Origin of the sequence: Streptomyces sp. Tu6071, from assembly GCF_000213055.1 — a bacterium.
GTDB classification, from domain to species: Bacteria; Actinomycetota; Actinomycetes; order Streptomycetales; family Streptomycetaceae; genus Streptomyces; species Streptomyces evansiae.
In genome coordinates this window covers 1,376,519-1,395,160 of sequence record NZ_CM001165.1, presented here as the reverse complement: position 1 = coordinate 1,395,160, position 18,642 = coordinate 1,376,519, and the positions used below count along the sequence as shown (strand labels likewise).

The 18,642-nt window shown below is 74.1% G+C and carries 18 protein-coding genes and 1 pseudogene; 2 read left to right on the top strand and 17 right to left on the bottom strand.

Annotation, left to right across the window (positions count from 1 at the left end; translation table 11 throughout):
- Nucleotides 1–99: 99 nt before the first annotated feature.
- Nucleotides 100–1,527: a carotenoid oxygenase family protein gene (locus STTU_RS05720; RefSeq protein WP_007820695.1), complete on the bottom strand. Its 1,428-nt coding sequence runs from the start codon at nucleotides 1,525–1,527 to the stop codon at nucleotides 100–102.
- An 89-nt stretch (nucleotides 1,528–1,616) separates the two neighbouring features.
- Here STTU_RS05720 and STTU_RS05715 point away from each other — a divergent pair, with 89 nt between their 5' ends.
- On the top strand, nucleotides 1,617–2,630 hold the full coding sequence (locus STTU_RS05715) for a ketopantoate reductase family protein (protein WP_043254263.1): 1,014 nt from the start codon (nucleotides 1,617–1,619) through the stop codon (nucleotides 2,628–2,630).
- A gap of 181 nt (nucleotides 2,631–2,811) precedes the next feature.
- Here the strand turns inward: STTU_RS05715 and STTU_RS05710 are convergent, their stop codons facing one another.
- From STTU_RS05710 to STTU_RS05645, 16 genes and pseudogenes are all read right to left on the bottom strand, one after another.
- Nucleotides 2,812–3,351 carry a GNAT family N-acetyltransferase gene (locus tag STTU_RS05710; RefSeq protein ID WP_043254262.1) on the bottom strand — a complete coding sequence of 180 codons (540 nt, stop codon included), beginning with the start codon at nucleotides 3,349–3,351 and terminating at the stop codon, nucleotides 2,812–2,814.
- A 26-nt stretch (nucleotides 3,352–3,377) separates the two neighbouring features.
- Nucleotides 3,378–4,154 (bottom strand): sirohydrochlorin chelatase, encoded by a 777-nt coding sequence (locus STTU_RS05705; protein WP_007820693.1) that lies wholly within the window; start codon nucleotides 4,152–4,154, stop codon nucleotides 3,378–3,380.
- Nucleotides 4,155–4,157: 3 nt separating this feature from the next.
- The gene (locus tag STTU_RS05700) at nucleotides 4,158–5,069 is read right to left on the bottom strand and encodes an ABC transporter permease (protein ID WP_043254260.1); all 912 of its coding nucleotides are present in this window, start codon (nucleotides 5,067–5,069) and stop codon (nucleotides 4,158–4,160) included.
- Nucleotides 5,056–5,850 carry an ABC transporter ATP-binding protein gene (locus STTU_RS05695; RefSeq protein ID WP_007820691.1) on the bottom strand — a complete coding sequence of 265 codons (795 nt, stop codon included), beginning with the start codon at nucleotides 5,848–5,850 and terminating at the stop codon, nucleotides 5,056–5,058. Before STTU_RS05695 ends, STTU_RS05700 begins: the two co-directional genes overlap by 14 nt.
- Nucleotides 5,851–5,937: 87 nt before the next feature.
- Nucleotides 5,938–7,050 carry an aliphatic sulfonate ABC transporter substrate-binding protein gene (locus STTU_RS05690; RefSeq protein ID WP_007820690.1) on the bottom strand — a complete coding sequence of 371 codons (1,113 nt, stop codon included), beginning with the start codon at nucleotides 7,048–7,050 and terminating at the stop codon, nucleotides 5,938–5,940.
- A gap of 145 nt (nucleotides 7,051–7,195) precedes the next feature.
- Nucleotides 7,196–7,387 carry a hypothetical protein gene (locus STTU_RS34585; protein WP_129285034.1) on the bottom strand — a complete coding sequence of 64 codons (192 nt, stop codon included), beginning with the start codon at nucleotides 7,385–7,387 and terminating at the stop codon, nucleotides 7,196–7,198.
- Nucleotides 7,387–8,727, bottom strand: coding sequence for a sulfate adenylyltransferase subunit 1 (locus tag STTU_RS05685; protein ID WP_007820688.1), 1,341 nt, complete (start codon nucleotides 8,725–8,727; stop codon nucleotides 7,387–7,389). The genes STTU_RS34585 and STTU_RS05685 overlap by 1 nt, the downstream gene beginning before the upstream one ends.
- 2 nt (nucleotides 8,728–8,729) lie before the next feature.
- Nucleotides 8,730–9,668: a sulfate adenylyltransferase subunit CysD gene (gene cysD, locus STTU_RS05680; protein WP_009069440.1), complete on the bottom strand. Its 939-nt coding sequence runs from the start codon at nucleotides 9,666–9,668 to the stop codon at nucleotides 8,730–8,732.
- Complete coding sequence (gene cysC, locus STTU_RS05675; protein ID WP_007820686.1) at nucleotides 9,665–10,198, bottom strand: adenylyl-sulfate kinase; 534 nt, start codon at nucleotides 10,196–10,198, stop codon at nucleotides 9,665–9,667. The genes cysD and cysC overlap by 4 nt, the downstream gene beginning before the upstream one ends.
- A 134-nt stretch (nucleotides 10,199–10,332) precedes the next feature.
- Nucleotides 10,333–11,061, bottom strand: a complete 729-nt coding sequence (locus STTU_RS05670) for a phosphoadenylyl-sulfate reductase (RefSeq protein ID WP_052862328.1) — start codon at nucleotides 11,059–11,061, stop codon at nucleotides 10,333–10,335.
- A gap of 59 nt (nucleotides 11,062–11,120) precedes the next feature.
- Nucleotides 11,121–11,309, bottom strand: a pseudogene (locus STTU_RS05665) (hypothetical protein); the annotation flags it as partial.
- Nucleotides 11,306–12,997, bottom strand: a complete 1,692-nt coding sequence (locus STTU_RS05660) for a nitrite/sulfite reductase (protein WP_007820682.1) — start codon at nucleotides 12,995–12,997, stop codon at nucleotides 11,306–11,308. The pseudogene STTU_RS05665 and the gene STTU_RS05660, both read right to left, overlap by 4 nt.
- A gap of 174 nt (nucleotides 12,998–13,171) precedes the next feature.
- Complete coding sequence (locus STTU_RS36020) at nucleotides 13,172–13,255, bottom strand: putative leader peptide (protein WP_311607211.1); 84 nt, start codon at nucleotides 13,253–13,255, stop codon at nucleotides 13,172–13,174.
- A gap of 225 nt (nucleotides 13,256–13,480) precedes the next feature.
- On the bottom strand, nucleotides 13,481–14,020 hold the full coding sequence (locus tag STTU_RS05655) for a GNAT family N-acetyltransferase (RefSeq protein WP_043254256.1): 540 nt from the start codon (nucleotides 14,018–14,020) through the stop codon (nucleotides 13,481–13,483).
- On the bottom strand, nucleotides 14,017–15,261 hold the full coding sequence (locus STTU_RS05650) for a GAF domain-containing protein (protein ID WP_043254255.1): 1,245 nt from the start codon (nucleotides 15,259–15,261) through the stop codon (nucleotides 14,017–14,019). Before STTU_RS05650 ends, STTU_RS05655 begins: the two co-directional genes overlap by 4 nt.
- 309 nt (nucleotides 15,262–15,570) lie before the next feature.
- Nucleotides 15,571–17,217: an acyl-CoA dehydrogenase family protein gene (locus STTU_RS05645; RefSeq protein ID WP_158678786.1), complete on the bottom strand. Its 1,647-nt coding sequence runs from the start codon at nucleotides 17,215–17,217 to the stop codon at nucleotides 15,571–15,573.
- On the opposite strand from STTU_RS05645, the gene STTU_RS05640 reads away from it, so the two are divergent.
- On the top strand, nucleotides 17,211–18,599 hold the full coding sequence (locus STTU_RS05640; protein WP_199784998.1) for a YihY/virulence factor BrkB family protein: 1,389 nt from the start codon (nucleotides 17,211–17,213) through the stop codon (nucleotides 18,597–18,599). The two genes, STTU_RS05645 and STTU_RS05640, sit on opposite strands and share 7 nt — an antisense overlap.
- The last annotated feature ends 43 nt before the right edge of the window (nucleotides 18,600–18,642 follow it).

Sequence of the window (18,642 nt, the reverse complement as noted above, 5' to 3'; positions counted from 1 at the left end):
CCGTACGCGGGTCGCCCGCCCCGGTGCACCGGTCGACGGCCCCGTACGCGGACCGCCCGCCCTTGCTGCGCGCGACACCCGTTGCCGGGCGGCGGTGGGTCACTCCTCGGTCGGCAGCCAGCTCCCGTGCAGCCCGAGCGGGACGCGGACCGGGACACGGACCTCCGCGACCGGTCCGGAGCCAGGGGCCGCGGCGGACAGCACGAGGAGGCGGCTCGACCCGTCCGTGCGGTCGGTCGCGAAGGTGAGCCACCAGCCGCGCGCGCTGTCCCGCGTGCCCGGCTCGGGCGCGAAGACCGGCTCGCCCACCGCGAGGTCGCCCGCGTCCCAGCTCACGGCGGCGATCTCCGGCCCTCCCACCTCGTAGAAGCGCAGCGCGTCGTACTCGCCCGGCAGCAGGTCCCGCGCGCGTCCGCTGCCCGCGGCGACGGCGAGGCGGTCGTGCGGGCGGGAGAGGACGCGGTCGTCGATACGGGGCAGCTCCACGCGCGCGTCGTCGAGCCGCGTGCGGCGCACCGTGCCCGCGACGGGGTCGACGACGGCGCGCGTGAGCCCGTGCGCGGCCCCCGGCGCGGAACGGCGCTCGTGGCGCGCCCCGAGGGACAGTTCCGGCCACTGCACGTAGTCCAGGACGACGTCTCCGTCCCCGGGCCGCTCGTAGGCGTTGACGGTGTGCCACAGCCAGAACGCCTCGTCCTCCGCCCAGCGCACGGGGCCGCCGTCGCGCGGGATCAGCGCGAGGCGCGTGCCGCGCTCGGGGCGCCAGTGGAGGAAGGAACCGCCGCGCAGCGCCTCGTCCAGGGTGAAGAAGGCGGGCGCGAGGACCAGGACGAGGTAGTGCGCGGTGAGCGCCATGTCGTGGATCATGCGGGGCTCGTCCACGCCCGCGACCGGCGTCGGGCCGCGCCGTACCGTCCCGTCCGGGCCGATGAGCGACCACGTGAGGTACGGGGGCTCCAGCGCGTAGCAGAAGGCGGCCAGTTCGCCGGTCACCGGATCGGTCTTGGGGTGCGCGGTGATCCCGGCGGGCAGCCGGCCGTCGAAGGTCTCCCTGCCGAGCGTGTCGAGCCCGGGGGCGAGGCGGTACGGGCAGTCGGACTCGGCGAGCGCGAGCAGCCGCCCCGCGTGCCGGACCACGTTGATGTCGGGCAGCGGCTTGAAGGTATCGGCGAGGTCTTCCCCGACCTCGGACGCGTCCGGCAGGATCAGCGATTCCAGGCCGCCCCACAGCGCCCGCCCGGCGCGCTCCTCGGCGCGCATCGCCTCGGTCCGTACGAACCGGTTCCGGTACCTGGCCCGCCCGCCGGAGAGCCACACGCCGTGCACCATGCCGTCACCGTCGAGCGGGTAGAGGTAGCTGCCGACCGGGGTGAACCGGGGATTGGGCCCGTTGCGCAGGTACACGCCGTCCAGTGCCTCCGGCAGCTCCCCGACGACCGTCAGGTCCACGGCGTCGACCTCGTCCGTGACGGGGGCGAAGGGGCCGTTGAGGTGGGGGACGCGGGTGGGGTCGAAGGCGGTCGGCATGGGCTCATGATGGGGCGATCCGGGCAGCCGCGCACACCGGGCCGGGCCTGCCGGGCCCCGGCGACCGTCCCTGTGGCAGGCTCCCCCGCATGCGATACATCGTGGTCGGGACAGGGGCCGTCGGCGGGACCGTGGGCGCGCGGCTCGCGGGGAGCGGACGCGAGGTGGTGTGCGTCGCGCGCGGGGCGCACCGGGAGGCCCTGGAGCGGGACGGGCTGCGGCTCGTGACACCCGAGGGGGAGCACGTGGAGCGCGTGCGCGTGGTCGGTGGGCCCGAGGAGCTGGGGGAGCTGCGCGCGGACGACGTGCTGCTGCTCGCCGTCAAGAGCCAGGACACCGTGGCGGCGCTGGACGCGTGGGCACCGCGTCCCGTCGCGGGCGGCGGTACGGCGGGGGAGCGGCTGCCCGTGCTGTGCCTCCAGAACGGCGTCGCGAACGAGCGCACGGCGCTGCGCCGCTTCGCTAGGGTCGTCGGCGTGTGCGTGTGGCTGCCGTCCACGTTCCTCGAAGCGGGCGTCGTCGGCGCGGGCGGCGACCCGCTCACCGGCATCCTGCACCTCGGCGCCTACCCGCCGGGCCGCCCCGAGCCCGTCCTCGAAGCCGTCGCGGCCGACCTGCGCGCGAGCCGCTTCGACGCGCCGCTGCCCGCCGACGTCATGCCCTGGAAGTACGGCAAGCTGCTCGACAACCTCCCCAACGCGATCGAGGCGTTGACGGGGCCGGTCGAGGGCCCCGACGCCCTCGCCCTCGTCGACGAGGCGCGCGCGGAGGGCATCGCGGTGCTCGAAGCGGCCGGGATCGCGACGGTGGGCGAGGAGGAGGCGCGTGCCGCGCGCGGTGAGCGGATGCGGCTGCTCCCCGTGCCCGGCGTCCCGCGCGGCGGCGGCTCCACGTGGCAGAGCCTCAAGCGCGGGGCCGCCTCGGTCGAGGCCGACTGGCTCAACGGCGAGATCGTCCTCCTCGGCCGCCTGCACGGCGTTCCCGCCCCGGTCAACGAGACCCTGCGCACCCTCGTCAACGAACTGGCACGCACGGGCGGCGGCCCCGGCGCCCGCACACCCGCCGAGGTCCGCGAACGGATCGCGAGGGCGGCACGGGAGTAGCGAGGGCGGCACGGGGGTAGCGACGGCGGAAGGCGGGAGGCGCGGCCCCGCCCGGGGACGCGCCCCGTACCGGCGGCGGCCCGGCCGCGCGTCGCCCGACTGGCGGCCCCGCCCGCCCGACGCTCTCAGCCGCGCGCCGTCTACCCGGCGGTCTCAGCCGCGCCCCGCCCGCCCGGCGCTCTCAGCCACGCGCCGCCCAGCCTTCCGCCGTCGAGGTCAGCAGGCACGTCACGTGGCCGTCGTCCTCCTTGACCTCGCGGCGGCGCGCGTAGCCGAGGCGTTCGAGGAGGGTGAGGGAGGGGGCGTTGTGGGAGTCGACCGTCGCGTGGACCTCCGCGAGGCCCAGGGTCTCGTGGCCGTACGCCGTGAGCGCCGCCGCGACCTCCGTGCCGAGGCCCCGGTGCTGGTGGCGCGGGGCGAGGCCGTAGACGATCTCGTGCCCGTCGAGCCACGGCGCGGGCGAGGGCTTGATCTCGGCGTGCCCGGCGTACGCCCCGTCGAGCCGCACCGCCCACACGGGGAAGCGCTCCTCGGCGTAGACGTAGCTGAAGATCCGCGCGAACAGGGCGCGGTCCTGCTCGGGCGACTGCATGCCGTCGCCGAAGTGCTCGCCGAAGGCGGCCGTCTGGAAGAGGGAGACGAAGTCCTCCTCGTCGGCTCGGACGTACGGGCTCAGTACCAGGCGCTCGGTGCGCAGTTCCGGAGTCACGCGGCCCACCATAGTGGGGATCTTCGAACGGCTGTACGTCAGGCTGCCGCCGCGAGCCGGGGCCTCGGCGCGAGCAGCGCGTCCTCGTACCGCCGTACGAGGAGCCGCGCGACCTCGGGCGCGGGACCCAGCGCCTCCGCGAGGACGTCCGCGCCGGACTCGCGCGCGCCCCGCGCGATGCGGTCGGGGAGGAAACCGGGGGCGAGGACGTACGGCGCGACCGCGATCCGCGCCCAGCCCGCCGCGCGCAGCGCCCGTACCGCCTCCTTGGTACGCGGCCCGCGCGCCGAGGCGTACGCGAGCCGCACCGCGCCCCAGCCCGCGCCCCGCCACTGCCGCGCGAGCCCTTCGAGCACGGTGGCGGCCTCCGGGTCGCTCGACCCGGCCGCGGCGAGCACGACGGCGGTCGAGGCGCGTTCGGCTCGCCGTACCCCCGCCTCCGCGAGCCGCCGCTCCAGGGCCGCCGTCAGGAGCGGCGAGGGACCGAGCACGCGCGCGAGCCGCACCCGCACCCGCCGCCCCGGCAGCGCGCGGCTCGCCGCGTCGAGCACCGCCGGGATGTCGCTCTTGGCGTGGAAGGCGCGTGTGAGCAGCAGCGGCAGCGCGACGACCTCGCGCGCCCCCGCCCCTGCCGCCGCGAGCCGCTCCAGCGCCTCCGGCACGGACGGCTCGACGAAGTCGAGGAACGCCGTCTCGACGGCGAGCCCCGGCCGCAACCGTTCGACGCGCGCGACGAGTTCACGCACCGTCGCGGCATGGCGCGGATCGCGGCTGCCGTGCGCGACGACCAGCAGGGCGGGGCGGGACGCGGGCATGGCTCAGCTCCTGACGAGCAGCCCGCGCGTGCGCAGCACCCTGCGCTCCAGCGGGCTGAAGATGAGCAGGTCGATCGCGATGCCGACGATCAGGATGAGGAAGATCGCGAGGAACACCATCGACATGCTGCTGTTGGTACGGCCGTTCTCCAGCAACTGTCCGAGGCCGATGCCGAGATCGGGCGAGGACGCGATGATCTCGGCGGCCATGAGCGAGCGCCACGAGAACGCCCACCCCTGCTTGAGCCCCGCGAGGTAGCCGGGCAGTGCGGCGGGCAGCACGATGTGCCAGGTGCCGCGCAGGCCCGTCGCGCCGAGCGTGCGCCCGGCCCGCAGGTACAGCGGGGGCACCTGGTCGACGCCGGAGACGAGGCCGTTGGCGATCGAGGGGACCGCGCCGAGGAGAATCACGGCGTACATCATCGAGCTGTTGAGCCCGAGCCACAGCACGGCGGGCGGCACCCACGCGACCGAGGGCAGCGACTGGAGCCCGGAGAGGATGGGCCCGATCGCCGCGCGCACGAAGCGCACCCGCGAGACGAGCAGCCCGAGCGGCGTGCCGATGACGAGCGCGAGGAGGAAGCCGAAGAGGCCCCGCGAGACGCTCGTCCAGATGTAGCCGAGCAGCTTTCCCTGCGTCCACGCGTCGCTCAGCTCGCCCCACACCGCGCCCGGCGAGGGCAGCTTGTAGGAGTCGGTGACCTTCGCCCAGACGAGGATCTGCCACACGGCGAGGACGAGGACGACCGAGATGAGGGGCGGCAGGACCTTGCGGACCAGGACCTCGCGCGCCCCGGGACGCCCCGTGCCGCCCGCGCCGCCCGCCGTTTCGAGCGCGTCGAGCCCGGCGAGGTCGCCGTCCCCCTCGCTCCCCGGGTCCTTGTTCAGCCGGGTGCTTGTCTCAGTGCTGGCCATGACGGCGGATCTCCCCCCGCAGTTCCTCGGTGATCTCGGCGGACAGCTCCGCCACGGCGGTGTCCTCGATACGGCGCGGCTGCGGGATGTCCACGCGCCACTCGCGCGCGATCCGTCCCGGGCGCGAGGAGAGCAGCACGACGCGCTCCGCGAGCCGCACCGCCTCGCGCACGTTGTGCGTCACGAAGAGCACCGAGAGCCGCGTCTCGCGCCATACCCGGGTCAGCTCGTCGTGGAGCAGGTCCCTGGTGATCGCGTCGAGCGCGGCGAACGGCTCGTCCATGAGCAGGACCCTGCTGTCCTGCGCGAGCGCGCGGGCGAGCGCCACGCGCTGCCGCATCCCGCCGGACAGCTCGTGCACGCGCTTCCCGTACGCCCCTTCGAGCCGTACGACATTCAGCAACTCCTCGGCCTTCGGCCGCCGTTCCGGCCTCGGCACGCCGCGCAGCTTGAGCGCCAGCTCGATGTTCTTGCCCGCCGTGAGCCAGGGGAACAGCGCGTGCTCCTGGAACATGAGCGCGGGCCGCGCGCCCGGCGTGCTGATCTCGCCCGTCGACGGCGCGTCGAGCCCGGCGACGAGGTTGAGCAACGTCGACTTGCCACAGCCGGAGGCCCCGAGCAGGGTCACGAACTCGCCGGGGGCGACGTCGAGCGAGATGTCGTCGAGCACGAGGTGCTGCCCGGCGGGGGTGGGAAAGGACTTGGAGACGTGGGCGAGCCGGGCGGCGGGACCCGCGTCACGCGTACTGCCGTCCGTGGCCTCGGCGTACGTCGTCGCCATGGGACACCTCCTGAAGACGGGGCGGGGGATGGGTACGGGGGGCGGAGGGGCGCGGTGCGCGGACGGCGGCACCGCGCCCCCGCGCCGCTACTTCACGCCGAGTCCGGCGTCGTCCACCGCCGGCCGGCCCTCCGCCTTGAGCACCTTGTTGAGCGGCCCGAGGTCGTAGATCCCCTTGAGCTGCGGCTTCTTGAGGAGCCCGGCCTTGACCGCGTGGTCGGCCTCGGCCTGGAGCGTCGCGGCGAGCGGGTCGTCGAGGATCTCGATGGACTTCCACGCCGGGTCGAGCTGCTCGGCGGGCAGGGCCTTGCCGCTCAGCTTCTTCAGCGCGTCGTTCGCGGCGGTCTTCGCCGCCTCGTCGTTGTCCTTGATCCACTTGTTGGTCGTGACCGAGCCGCGCAGCACCGCCTCGACGACGTCCGGGTGCTCGCTCAGGAACTTCTGCGACACGATGATGTTCGTGATCACGAACTTCTTGTCGGGCCACAGGTCCCGCTCGTCGAGGATCTCCTTCGCCCCCTCCGAAACGAGCTTCGACGCGGTCGGCTCGGGCACCCACGCCCCGTCGATGGAACCGGACTTGTAGGCGTCCGGCGTCACCTTGTTGTCGGAGCGGACGACCGACACGTCGCCCTTGCCGCTCTGCGCGTCGACCTTCCAGCCCTTCTCCGCCGCCCAGTTGAGGAAGGCGACGTCCTGCGTGTTGCCGAGCTGCGGGGTCGCGATGCGCTTGCCCTTGACGTCGTCGAGCGACTTGATCTTCTTCGGGTTCACGACGAGCTTGACCCCGCCGGAGGCCGAACCCCCGATGATCCGCAAGGACTTGCCCTGCGACTGCGTGAAGCCGTTGATGGAGGGCGACGGGCCGATGAAACCGATGTCGATCGAACCGGAGTTGAGCGCCTCGATCTCGGAGGGCCCGGCGTTGAAGGTCGACGGCTTGACCGCGGTCGCGCCCAGCTCCTTCTGGAACAGGCCCTTCTCGATGCCGACGAGGGCGGTCGCGTGGGTGAGGTTCGGGAAGTACCCGATCCGCACGCTCGACGCCGAGAGCTTCTTGGCGCCGGCGGCGACGGGCGCCTTCGACGCCTTGTCGCCGTCGTCCGAGTCCGAGCCGTAGCCGCAGGCCGTGGCGACGAGGGCGAGCAGGGGCAGGGCGGTGGCCGCGGCGAGCGAGCGGCGCAGTCTTGCGGAAGGCACGGGAGGGGGTCCTCTCGTTGGCCCGGTCCTCGTCGGGTCCCCGTGGGGGAGGGTCGTCAGAAGGCTTCGGGGCGGATGGAAGGTCTTCGGTGGTGGAGCGCGGGGAGCGCGTGCGCGTTCCCCCGGGGACGGCGCGGGCCGCGGTTCACACACATCGCGCGACACCCCCGGTCCCGGCGCCCAGGGCGCCGCTGCCCACCCGGCCGCCCTCCTTGGCGAAGCCGCCGTACACGTCCCTGAACACGGGGGAGCCGTCCCCCGGCACGGCGGCGACGCGGAACCCGGCGGCGCGCGCGCCGTCCGTGCCCCGTACCGCCACCGCTCCTTGCGAAGTCATCAGAAGTCCCAGCCCTCGTCGTCGGCCGCCGGGGAGTCGTCCGGTGCGGCGCTCCCGCCGAAGGCCGCGCCCGCCATGCCCGCGGCGAGCGTCGTGCCGTCCGCCGGGTCGATGAGCAGGAAGGAGCCCGTGCGGCGCGAGCCCGCGTAGTCGTCGAGCGCGAGCGGGTCCGCGGTGCGCACCACGACCCGGCCGATGTCGTTGGCGACGAGCCGCCCGGGACCGGCGTGCTGGGTGAGGTCGTCGAGCGAGAGCCGCGAGGGGATCTCCTTGACGATCGCCTTCACGGTCCGGGTCGTGTGCTTGAGCAGCACGCGGTGCCCCACCGTCAGCGGTGTGTCCGCGACATGGCACACCGTCGCCGTCACGTCCCGCGTCACCGCCGGGAGTTCGTCGGCCGGGGCGATCAAGTCGCCGCGCGAGACGTCGAGATCGTCGGTGAGCCGCACGGTCACCGACTGCGGGGCCCAGGCGATGTCGACCTCCTGGCCGAGCGCGTCGATCCCCGCGATGGTGCTCGTACGGCCCGAGGGCAGTACCGTGACGCGCTGCCCGACCCGCAGCGCCCCGGAGGCCACCTGGCCCGCGTAGCCCCGGTAGTCGGGGTGCTCGGCCGACTGCGGGCGGATCACGTACTGCACGGGGAAACGGGCCGGGCAGCCGGTGAGGTCGTGGCTGACCGGGACCGTCTCCAGGTGTTCGAGCACGGTCGGGCCGCCGTACCAGTCCATGCGCGCCGAGGGCTCCACGACGTTGTCCCCGGCGAGTGCCGAGATCGGGATCGCGGTCACCTCCGGGACGCCGAGGCGCGTCGCGTACGCCGTGAACTCCTCGGCGATCGCCGCGAACACCGGCTCCGCGTACTCCACGAGGTCCATCTTGTTGACCGCGAGGACGACGTGCGGGACGCGCAGGAGCGCCGCGACGGCCGCGTGCCTGCGGGTCTGCTCGACGACGCCGTTGCGCGCGTCGACGAGGACGACGGCGAGTTCCGCCGTGGACGCGCCCGTCACCATGTTCCGCGTGTACTGCACGTGCCCCGGCGTGTCCGCGAGGATGAAGCGGCGGCGCGGGGTCGCGAAGTAGCGGTAGGCGACGTCGATCGTGATGCCCTGCTCGCGCTCGGCGCGCAGCCCGTCCGTGAGCAGCGCGAGGTCGGGGCCCGAGCGGCCCCGGTCGAGCGAGGCGCGCTCGACGGCTTCGAGCTGGTCGGTCAGGACCGACTTGGAGTCGTGCAGGAGCCGCCCGACGAGCGTGGACTTGCCGTCGTCGACGGAACCGGCGGTCGCGAAACGCAGGAGCGTCGTGGCGCTCGTGTCAAGGGCCTGGGTGGTGGTCATGGCTAGAAATACCCCTCGCGCTTGCGGTCCTCCATGGCGGCCTCCGAGAGCTTGTCGTCGGCGCGGGTCGCGCCGCGCTCGGTGAGCCGCGAGGCGGCGATCTCCGCGATGACCGCGTCCAGCGTCGTCGCGTCGGAGTCGACGGCCCCCGTGCACGACATGTCGCCGACCGTGCGGTAGCGCACGAGCCGCCGCTCGACCGGCTCGCCCTCCTTCGGCCCGCCCCACTCGCCCGCCGTGAGCCACATCCCGCTCCGCGAGAACACGTCCCGTTCGTGCGCGAAGTAGATCTCGGGCAGCGCGATGCCCTCGCGGGCGATGTACTGCCACACGTCCAGCTCGGTCCAGTTGGAGAGCGGGAAGACCCGGACGTGCTCGCCCGGCGCGTGCCTTCCGTTGTAGAGCTGCCACAACTCGGGGCGCTGGCGGCGCGGGTCCCACTGCGAGAACTCGTCGCGCAGCGAGAAGACCCGCTCCTTCGCGCGCGCCTTCTCCTCGTCGCGCCGGCCCCCGCCGAACACGGCGTCGAAGCGCCGCTCGCGGATGGCCTCCGTGAGCGGCACGGTCTGGAGCGGGTTGCGGGTGCCGTCCGGGCGCTCGCGCAGCGTCCCGTTGTCGATGTACTCCTGCACGGAGGCGACGTGCAGCCGCAGCCCGTGCTCCGCGACGACGCGGTCCCGGTAGGCGAGCACTTCGGGGAAGTTGTGCCCCGTGTCGACGTGCAGGAGCGCGAAGGGCACCGGCGCGGGCGCGAACGCCTTGAGCGCCAGGTGCAGCATCACGATGGAGTCCTTGCCGCCCGAGAAGAGGATCACCGGGCGCTCGAACTCGCCCGCCACCTCCCGGAAGATGTGCACCGCCTCGGATTCGAGCACGTCCAGGTGGCTCAGCGCGAACGGGCTCTCGGTACCGCTCCCCGCGGTCGTCGCCGTCGTCGTCATACCAGTCCCCTCTCCGTGAGCAGCGCGTGCAGCGCGGCGGCCGAATCGGCGACCGGCTGCGTGTGCGACTCGATCCGCAGGTCCGGCGCCGCGGGGGCCTCGTAGGGGTCGTCGACCCCGGTGAGTCCCGTCAGCTCCCCGGCCGCCTGCTTGGCGTACAGGCCCTTCACGTCGCGCTCGGCGCACACCTCGACGGGGGTGGCCACGTGCACCTCCAGGTACGGGGTGCCCTCGGTCCGGTGCCGCTCGCGCACCGCCTCGCGGCTGTCGGCGTACGGCGCGATGACCGGTACGAGTGCCAGTACCCCGTGCGAGGCGAGGAGTTCGGCGACGAAGCCGATCCGCCGGACGTTCGTGTCCCGGTCGGCGCGGGTGAACCCGAGCCCGGCCGAGAGGAACGCGCGGATCTCGTCGCCGTCCAGTACCTCGGCCCTGCGGCCCTCGGCGCGCAGCCGTTCGGCCAGCGCGTAGGCGATCGTGGTCTTGCCCGCGCTCGGCAGGCCCGTGAGCCAGACGGTCGCTCCCGTCACCTCGTACCCCTCCTCGTGCCCGGTCGTCCCTCCGGGCGTCTCTCGCGTCGTCGTCCCGCTCCGTGCGTGCGGTACGGGCCCTGCGTGCGTGCGTGCGGTACGGGCTCCGCGTACGAGCCGTACCGGCCCCGGCGTCAGCCGTGCAGCCCGCACTCCGTCTTCGCGCGCCCGGCCCAGCGGCCCGCGCGCGCGTCCTCGCCCGCGAGCAGCCTGCGGGTGCAGGGCGCGCAGCCCACCGAGCCGTAGCCGTCCATGAGCAACGGGTTGGTGAGCACGCCGTGTTCGGCCACATAGGCGTCCACGTCGTCCTGCGTCCAGCGGGCGATGGGCGAGACCTTCACCTTGCGGCGCTTCTCGTCCCAGCCGACAACGGGTGTGTGCGCGCGGGTCGGTGACTCGTCGCGGCGCAGACCCGTCGCCCAGGCGCGGTAGTCGGCGAGACCTTCGGCGAGCGGGGCGACCTTGCGCAGGGCGCAGCACAGGTCGGGGTCGCGGTCGTGGAGCTTGGGCCCGTACGCGGCGTCCTGCTCGGCGACGGACTGGCGGGGCGTGAGGGTCAGGACGCGGACGTCCATGACGGCCTCGACCGCGTCGCGCGTGCCGATGGTCTCGGGGAAGTGGTAGCCGGTGTCGAGAAAGACGACGTCCACCCCGGGGCGCGCCCGCGAGGCGAGGTGCGCGACGACCGCGTCCTCCATCGAGGACGTGACGCAGAAGCGGTCCCCGAAGGTGCCGGTCGCCCAGCGCAGGATGTCGAGCGCGTCGGCGTCCTCCAGCTCGCGGCCCGCCTGTTCGGCGAGTGCGCGCAGTGCGTCGTCCGTGAGGGTGCCGGGGTCCGTGGCGGGTATGCCGGGGTGGCTCATGTCCGTTGTTCCCCTTCGCCGTTGGGGTCTTCGGTGGTGGTACGGGAGTGGGACGACGTGTCCTCGTGCGCCGTGCCGCGTACGAAGCCGCGCGCGAGCAGGCCCAGGAAGCCGAGGCGGAAGGCGCGGTTGCAGGCAGCGCACTCCCACGTCCCGTGTCCCTCCTCGCCCGGCCGCAGGTCCTCGTCCCCGCAGTACGGGCAGTAGAAGGGCACCGCGCGCTGCGTGCCGCCGCTCGCCCGGCTCACGACAGGGCCTCCTGCGGGGCGCGGCCCGCCCAGGCGGCGAAGCGCTCGCCCTCCTCGCGGTCCGCGAGGTAGCGGCGCAGCACGCGCTCGACGTAGTCGGGCAGCTCCTCCGCCGTCACCTTGAGCCCGCGCACCTTGCGACCGAAACCGGCCTCCAGGCCGAGCGCCCCGCCCAGGTGCACCTGGAAGCCCTCGACCTGGCGGCCCTCGTCGTCCAGGACCAACTGCCCCTTGAGACCGATGTCCGCGACCTGGATGCGGGCGCAGGCGTTTGGGCAGCCGTTGACGTGGATCGTGAGTGGTTCGTCGAACTCGGGCAGCCTGCGCTCCAGTTCGTCGATGAGCGCGGCGCCGCGCGCCTTCGTCTCGACGATCGCGAGCTTGCAGAACTCGATGCCGGTGCACGCCATCGTGCCGCGCCGGAACGGCGAGGGCGTCACCTGGAAGCCGAGCGCCTCCAGGCCCGCGACGAGCGAGCCGACGCGCTCCTCCGCCACGTCCAGCACGAGCATCTTCTGCTCGACGGTCGTACGGAGCCGGTCGGAGCCGTGCGCGGCGGCCAGGTCCGCGATCTTGCTGAGCAGGGTGCCGTCCACGCGCCCGACACGCGGGGCGAAGCCGACGTAGAACCGCCCGTCCTTCTGCCGGTGCACGCCGACGTGGTCGCGCCAGCGCGCGACCGGCTCGGCGGGCGCGGGGCCGTCGACGAGCTTGCGCAGCAGGTACTCGTCCTCCAGGACCTGCCGGAACTTCTCCGCGCCCCAGTCGGCGACGAGGAACTTCAGGCGCGCGCGGGTGCGCAGGCGGCGGTAACCGTAGTCGCGGAACACGGAGATGACGCCGACGTGCACGTCCGCGACCTCCTCCAGCGGCACCCACGCGCCGAGCCGCACGCCGAGCTTCGGGTTGGTCGAGAGCCCGCCGCCGACCCACAGGTCGAACCCGGGCCCGTACTGGGGGTGTTCCACGCCGACGAAGGCGATGTCGTTGATCTCGTGCGCCACGTCGAGCAGCGGCGAACCGGAGATCGCCGTCTTGAACTTCCGGGGCAGGTTGGAGAATTCGGGGTTCGCGATGACGCGGCGCTGGATCTCCTCGATCGCGGGCGTGCCGTCGATGATCTCGTCCTCCGCGATCCCCGCGACCGGCGAGCCGAGCACGACGCGCGGGGTGTCGCCGCACGCCTCCGTCGTCGAGAGCCCGACGCCCTCCAGACGGCGCCAGATCTCCGGGACGTCCTCGATCCTGATCCAGTGGAACTGCACGTTCTGCCGGTCGGTGAGGTCGGCGGTGCCGCGCGCGAACTCCTGCGAGATCTCGCCGATCACCCGGAGCTGGGCCGTCGTCAGGCGACCGCCGTCGATGCGGACGCGCAGCATGAAGTACTCGTCGTCCAGCTCCTCCGGCTCCAGGATCGCCGTCTTGCCGCCGTCGATGCCGGGCCGCCGCTGCGTGTACAGGCCCCACCAGCGCATGCGCCCGCGCAGGTCGTTGGGATCGATCGAGTCGAAACCGGCCTTCGAGTAGATCGTCTCGATGCGTGTCCGCACATGGAGACCGTCGTCGTCCTTCTTGAACTGCTCGTTGCCGTTGAGCGGGGTGAAGTGGCCCACCGCCCACTGGCCTTCACCACGGTGGCGGCTCGCCTTGCGGCGGGAGGCGGCGGGGGGCGTCGGGGCGTCGGCCATGGCGGTACGTCCTTCGGGGCGTGCGGGCGCGCTGCGCGCGGCTCGGCGGGGCGCGGCATGCGGGCAGGCGGCGGCTCGGGCCTGCGGAAACGGTGGCCGTGCGCGGCGCTGCGCAGGCGGGGGAGGGGGCGGCCGTGGGGTGAACGGGCCGCGGGGGACGGGGCGGTGGGACCGTCAGCGCGCCCGACAGATGGCGCTGGACATGCGGCAGAGATCGACGTGCCGTCGACTTACCAAGGCGATTCCAGCGGAAGACATGGCGGAAGCGTGGCACGGGGGGATTGGGGGAGTCCACCGTTGTCCACGGGGTGGACGCAGACGTGTCGGTATGTGGACGCCTGCCCGTGGTGGGCCTCACGGGGCTCCGCCCCGGGCCCCGCTCCTCAAGCGCCGGAGGGGCTGATGTGTGGGGCTCCGCCCCATGCCCCGCTCCTCAAGCGCCGGAGGGCTGGAATGTGGGGGTCTGGCAGGTGGGGCTCGGCGTCATGCTCCCGGCCAGGGGCCCGGGGTCGGTACCGCTTCTTCCTGTTCCACCTCCGTGCGGTGGAGCCGGAAGCCCCTGCGCTCGTAGTTCGCCCTCGCGTGGCGGCCGTCCTTGCTGCACGTGTGCAGCCAGACGCGGCCCTCGGGGCCCGCCAGGTCCCAGGCGCGGGCCGTCGCGTACGACAGGAGGTGCGCGCCGATGCGGCGGCCCCGGAAGGCGGGGAGGAGGCCGAAGTGGACGATCTCCACCGAGCCGTCCTCGCGGGCCGCCAGCTCCGCGTACCCGGCCGGGGTGCCGCGCTCGTAGGCGACCCACGTCTGCGTGCCGGCCAGTTCCTTCGTCCAGCGGGCGTGGTCCCAGCCGAGGCGGTCGGTCCAGGTGACGTCCTGGCCGACCGCCGTGTAGAGGAAGCGGCTCAGCTCGGGCGAGACGATCTCGGCGTGGACGACCCGGACACCGTCCGGCGCCGGGACGAGGGGGCCCGCGTCCTGGGGCGAGGTCTGTTCCAAGTACCAGGTGGTGACGTCGACGGTGCTCATGGGCTCAGGGAATCACACGCCCCCCGGCCCCTGACCACCAGCGGCGACCGGGAGGCGGGGAGCAGGTCCCCGGGGCCGCTCGGCAGCCGCAGCTCCGTCTCCCAGCCGTCCCTGAAGCGGTACGGGCGGTGGTCGAGCACCCCGTGCAGCGTCCGCCGCAGCCGCGACAGCTCGGCCCGTACCGTCACCGTCCTGCTCGCGTCGCCGAAGAGGTCGAGCGCGAGCTGCGCCGCCGTACGGCCCTCGCGGTGCACGGCGAGCACGTACAGGATCTCCGCGTGGCGCGGGCTCAGCCGCGCCGACCAGCTTCCGCCCGCGCCGCCCGCGACCGTGAGCACGGCCCGGCGCCCGCCCGTGAGGTCGAGGACGATACGGCCCGGCCCGTCACCGTCCTCCGGCGCCTCCTCGCGCACCCGCAGCAGCCAGCCCCCCGGCAGCGGTTCGACCGCGCACGGGCCGAGGCCGGGCAGATCGACGCTGTCGCCGGGCGCCCCGGGCAGCGGCAGGCGGCGCGGCGGTGTGAGTCCCGTGGCGCCCGCGACCCAGCCCTGCGGGTCCACGACGAGCGCGGGGCCGCCGATACGGCTCAGGAGCGGCGCGGCGACCGCGCGCAGCACCTCCACCGACTCCAGGTGCCGCAGCCGCAGCTCCGACTCCGCGAGCCGCGTCACCGACTGGACGAGCGCGAGCGCCGCAGGGTGGAACGTCGAGCGGGGCCCGCTCAGGTCCACGACCCCGATCAGCTCCCCGTCGCGCGGGTCGTGGAGCGGGGCCGCCGCGCACGTCCAGCGGTGCAGCACCCGGACGAAGTGCTCCCCGCCGTGCACCTGCACCGCCGTTCCCGTCGCGAGCGCCGTGCCGATCGCGTTGGTGCCCGTCGCCCGCTCCTCCCACGCGGCGCCCTCGGCGAGCGAGATCGTGTTCGCGAGCCGCAGCGTCCGCCGGTCCCCCGAGCGCCACAGGACCCGCCCCTCGGCGTCCGCGACGATCATCACCTGACCCGCCGACTGCGCGGCCCCCGCGAGCCCGCGCCCCAGCTCGGGCAGCACCTCGCGCAGCGCCGACGTACGCCGCCGCCCCTCCAGGACCTCGCGGTCCAGGCGTTCGCTCTCGGTGCCCTGACCGGGGACGACACCGTCCCGGCTGACCCGCCGCCAGGACGCGTCGATGACGGGGCGCGGCGGCGCCCCCTCGCCCCGCGACCCGGCGGTGCGCGGGGACGGAGGCTGCGTGCGCGGCACGGGCGGCTCCCGGAAGGTTCTCGTCGGTACCGGCTCCCCCGTGGGCGCCGGCGCTGCGGGTCCCATCCTGCTGCCCCCGGCGCCGTCCGCGCCGCGAATCGGCCATGCCCGGTGCAACCTTCTGCAACTCTCGCGCGCCCGCCCCCTCCCGCGCGATGCTGGCGGCGGCACCCGCGAGGGTGCCCGCGCCTTTCGGGGCCGCGTCCCGGGGTGGTGCCGTGTCGGCGCGGCACCACCCCGCCGCGTACCCGAAGGGTGCTCCCCTCGGGGCGCGACCGGGCAGCCGCCCGGTTGCCGCCTCGCGGAGCGCTACTCCAGCGCCACCCCGGCCCGCGCCACGATCGCCGCGGTCGGCGCCGTGTGCGGCAGCGTGCCGAAGGCCGCGCCCCAGTCACCGCCCAGACGCGAGGCGCAGAAGGCGTCCGCGACCTCCGGCGGGGCGAAACGGACCAGGAGCGAGCCCTGCAGGACGAGGGCCATCCGCTCCACGAGGCGCCGGGCCCGCGCCTCAATGCCCTCCAGGTCGGCCAGCTCCTGGAACAGGTGCTTCACCGCCGCGTCCAGCCTGTGGTCCGCGCCGCGCGCGGCCCCGAGTTCGCCGAGGAAGGCGTCGAGCGCGCCCGGCTCGCGCTGGAGCGCGCGCAGCACGTCGAGCGCCTGCACGTTCCCCGAGCCCTCCCACAGCGAGTTGAGCGGCGATTCGCGCAGCAGCCGCGGCAGGCCCGACTCCTCCACGTACCCGTTGCCGCCCAGGCACTCCAGGGCTTCCACGACCACGGGCGTGCACCGCTTCGTCACCCAGTACTTCGCGACGGGCACCGCGAGCCGCAGCAGTGCCCGCTCCCGCTCGTCGCCCGCGCCCGCCGCGTCGTACGCGGCGGCGAGCCGCAGCGCGAGCGTCGTCGCCGCCTCCGACTCCAGGGCGAGATCCGCCAGGACGTTGCTCATGAGCGGCTTGCCGACGAGCGGCCCGCCGAACGCCTCGCGGTACGTGGCGTGGTGGATCGCCTGCGCGACCGCCTGCCGCATGAGCGCCGCCGAGCCCAGCGCGCAGTCCAGGCGCGTCGCCGAGACCATCTCGATGATGGTCCGCACCCCGCGCCCCTCCTCGCCCACGAGCCGCGCCCAGGTCCCGTCGAACTCGACCTCGCTCGACGCGTTCGAGCGGTTGCCGAGCTTGTCCTTGAGCCGCTGGATCGCGAAGACGTTCCGCTCCCCGTCCGCGAGGACCCGCGGCACGAGGAAGCAGCTGAGCCCGCCCGGCGCCTGCCCGAGCACGAGGAACCCGTCCGACATCGGCGCCGAGCAGAACCACTTGTGCCCGGTCAGCGCGAAGGCGCCGTCCTCGGCGAGCGGCACCGCGCGCGTCGTGTTGGCGCGTACGTCGCTGCCGCCCTGCTTCTCCGTCATGCCCATCCCGAAGAGCGCGCCCGCCTTCGCGGACGCCGGGCGCAGCCCCTCGTCGTACACCCGCGAGGTCAGCAGCGGCTCCCACTCGGCGGCGAGATCCGGCTGCGCGCGCAGCGCCGGGACCGCCGCGTGCGTCATCGACAGCGGGCAGCCGTGCCCCGCCTCGGCCTGCGTCCAGGTCAGGAACCCCGCCGCCCGCCGTACGTGCCCGCCGGGCCGCGCCCACGCGCTCGTGAGCCCCGCCGAGACCGCGTGCCCCAGCAGCCGGTGCCACGCCGGATGGAACTCGACCTCGTCGATCCGGTGACCGAAACGGTCATGCGTGCGCAGTTTCGGCGGGTTCTCGTTCGCCTGCGCCCCCCACTCCTGCGCCTGCGCCGATCCCGCCGCCCGTCCCAGCTCGCTCAGCTCGGTCCGTGCCGTGGACAGCAGCGCCGGATGCAGGTGGCGTTCCACGGCCTCGCTCAGCGCCCGGTCGGCACCGAAGACGTCGTACCCCACCAGGGGCGGCGGCTGGTTGGTCACTGTGTGGGTGCGCGATGCCATACGGATACGGTAAGGACGTGCACCAGGCAAAAGAAACAGCTACGCGGAGGAGACCGGGTCGTCTCCGCCGCGTCCGGGCGCTTTATCGCAATGTGTCCAAGCGTCGCACCGCCTGGTTGCTCGTGAAGGACACCGTCAACTCCTGCATGGAGTACCGCATCCTCGGCCTCGCCGCCGAGGCCGCGTTCTTCACGCTGCTCTCCGTGCCGCCGCTGCTCCTGTGCCTCGTCGGCCTCCTCGGCTACGTGGACGCGTGGACGGGCGCGGACACGATCGCGGGCTTCGAGCAGCACTTCCTCGACGCGTCCCGCACCGTCCTGTCCGACCAGGGCGTCCACGACATCGCCGAACCGATCTTCGAGGACGTCACGCGCGGTCGCCCCGACGTCATCTCGATCGGCTTCGTCTTCGCGCTGTGGTCCGGCTCGCGCGCCGTCAACGTCTTCATCGACACGATCACCGTCATGTACGGGCTCGACGGCGTGCGCGGCATCGTCGCGACGCGCCTGCTCTCCTTCGGCCTCTTCATCGTCGGCCTGCTCGTCTGCTCCATCGCGCTGCCGCTCATGGTCGCCGGGCCCGACACCGTCGTGCACCTGCTGCCCTGGAGCGGCCTGGCCGTGCAGATCCTGTACTGGCCGGTGGTCATCATCCTGTGCGTCGTCTTCCTCACGACGCTCTACCACGTCTCCGTCCCCGTCCGCTCGCCGTGGATCGAGGACGTGCCGGGCTCCTTCGTCGCCCTCGCCATGTGGTTCGTGTGCAGCTTCGCGCTGCGCATCTACCTCACCTCGACGATCGAGGGACCCACGATCTACGGCTCGCTCGCCGCGCCCGTCGCGGTGCTCCTGTGGATCGGCGTCTCCGCCTTCGCCGTGCTCGTCGGCGCCGCGATGAACGCCGCGATCGACCGCGTCTGGCCCTCCGTCGCGACCTCGGCGGCGCGCGAGGCCAACGAGCGGGCCCGCGAGGCCGAGGCCGTGGGGGCCATGGCCCGCTACGCCGCCGAGCGCGCCGGGCACGGCGAGCCCGGCGACCCCGACATGCCCTCCGAGTACCCGGAGCGCTGGGCGGGCTTCCTGCCCCCCGAGGACGTCTCCTCGCGCCTGCGCGCCCACGTCAAGCGCCGCCCCGGCAAGCACGCCAAACGCGCCGACTCGGGCGCCGGGACGGGTACGGGCCAGGGCGGCGCGAGCCCGGCCGCCCCGCCCGGCGCCGACCCCACCCAGGCCCCGCCGGGCGAGCCCCCCTACGAGAGCGAACGGCCCTACGAGGGCGAACCGCCGTACAAGGGCGAACACGGCTACGCCTCCGGCGGCGGCCAGCACCGGGGCACGGGGCGGCACGAGGGCGACGGCGGAGGGTGGCCGCACGGCGGCTGAGCGCCGCGCGCTCCCGCACGCCCGGCCGTCCAGCGCGCCGCCC